The organism is Nonomuraea sp. NPDC049141, assembly GCF_040648415.1.
Classification (GTDB): Bacteria; Actinomycetota; Actinomycetes; order Streptosporangiales; family Streptosporangiaceae; genus Nonomuraea.
The window spans coordinates 1-2,177 of record NZ_JBEZDR010000148.1; the positions used below are offsets into that span (position 1 = coordinate 1).

Genomic DNA, 2,177 nt, shown 5'->3' on the forward strand with positions numbered 1-2,177 from the left:
GCGGCAGCCGGGTCGCGCGGGACGCACGCGGCCGACGTGACATCGCCTGTCACGTCGGCCGCACTCGCCGGGCTCGGTCAGGGCCGCCGCCCGGTCAGCACCTCGATGCGCCGTACTTGACCTTGTAGCCGCCCCAGTAGAGGTTTGCCTCCTTCTCGAAACGCATGTGATCGTTGCGGTAATCCCACAGGAAGGCCCCCCAATCGCTGTACTCCGACCATTGAACGGAGTGGATCTGCTCGTGCCAGAGGAGGTCCGGGCCCTCGTTGTTCGCGGTCGCCGCCCCGTACATCCGCCGCAGGATCAACCGCTGCCGGACCTCACACACCAACTCCTCTTCCAGCCGCTGCGGGCCGCCTCTTGCGTAGAAGAAGAAGTCACCCACCGTCACCGGATTGGTCTGGCCGGCGTACATGATCGGCGTCATGCCGAAGCAGATGGTCTGGAACCAGTCCCCCTGGCATGAAGTGCTGTGGGCCAGCGCGAATATGCCGGCCCAGTCGTTGCTGCCGTTATCCTGATTCCCTCGCCGCCGGACGCCACTGTTGTACGGCACCACCCGATAGGGGATGGCCTCCACCGTGGAACTCGACGACACCTCACCGGAAATGTTCACCGCCGAGACCTTGAACTCGTAGGCTTTCAGTTCGCGCAGGAAATCGTAAATGATTACTTTGGTTTCGGCGATCGGGCTCCGGTACTTCGACCAACTGGTCTGCCCATCGCTGAGGTTTCGGTAATAGACCTGGTAAAACGTGTCGAGCTTCGAGTTCCCGCCATCCCCCCAGGTGAACGTGACCCGGTTGACGCCACCCCAGGCCAACAGCCCGCCGGGCGCCTTCGGCATCGGGGGCATCGGGCGGGCGCTCACCGTGTTCGAGAACCCGCTCGAACCCGTGATGTTCGACGCCAGGACCTTCCACTCGTACGTGTGCCCGTTGATCAGCAGGGCCCCGTTGAAGGTGCAGCAACTCACGCCGAGCGGCAACTTCTGCCACGACTGCCCCGTCGTCACGTCCCGCTGGTAGATCGAGTAGGAGACGTTCGACGGCGTGCTGGCCGTCCACTTAAGGGTGACGCCGTTGCTCTTCGGAGTAGCGGTGAGACCGGAGGGGGCCGACGGCAGGGGTGGCATCGGACGCCCACTGACGGTGTTCGAGAATCCGCTCGAACCGGTCATGTTCGTCGCGCTCACCTTCCACTCGTACGTGTGCCCATTCGTGAGTAGGCCACCGTTGAACGAGCAACAGCCCACCGCGTACGGCAGCTTGCGCCAGGACTGTCCGGCCGTCACGTCCCGCTGGTAGACGTCGTACGAGACGTTCGGGCTCGGGCTGGCCGTCCAGGTCAGCCGGACCGTTCCGTCACCCACCGTCCGAACCAGGTTCGAGGGGCTGCCCGGCAGTGGCGGCATCGGGCGGCCACTAACCACGTTCGAGGCGGCGCTGGAACCGTGGACGTTGGTGGCGACCACTCTCCACTCGTAGGTGTGCCCGTTGGTGAGCAGCGAGCCGCTGAACGCGCAGCAGGTCGTCACCGGGTAGGGCAGCTTCTGCCAGGACTGCCCGGCCGTCACGTCCCGCTGGTAGACGTCGTACGAGACGCCGGAGGTGGCGCTCGCCGTCCAGGTCAGGCGCACCGTGGCGTTGCCCACGTCCGCGCTCAGGTTGGCGGGACGGGCGGGAAGCCCACCCAGGGCGGTGACGCGTACCGCGGCCGACGTGGCTCCTTCCCCGCCCTGGTTGGACGCGCTCACCTTGAACTCGTATTGGTGGCCATTGGCCAGGAGGCCGGCGCTGAACGCGCTGTCGGTCAGCGGGAGCGGCAGCTTCTGAAAGGACGTCTGACCCGCGGTCACGTCACGCTGGTAGATCCAATAGTCGATGTTGGGACCGACCGGATCCCAGTCCAGATCCACGCTGCCGTCACCAGCCGCCCTCGCGCGCAGGTTCTGCGGGGCCGGCGGCGGCGAGTAGTTGCTGGTCGCCTGGACGATGTCGCTCGCCGGGCCGTCGGTGCCGTTGTTGGCGACGACCTTGTAGGCGTACACGTGGCGGTGCACCAGCAACGAGTCCGTCATGGCGCAGCAGGTCGTCACCGGCAGCGGAAGTTTGGTGAAGCTGCCGCCGGCGGTGACGTCACGCCGGTAGACGTCGTACCAGTAGTTGCCCGTCGGC

The 2,177-nt window shown here is 65.9% G+C and carries 1 protein-coding gene; it reads right to left on the bottom strand.

The window, feature by feature from the left end; genetic code table 11:
* Window positions 1-94 precede the first annotated feature (94 nt).
* Window positions 95-2,177 (bottom strand): hypothetical protein (locus AB0B91_RS65295; protein ID WP_358343063.1); only part of this gene is annotated, 2,083 nt, incomplete at its 5' end.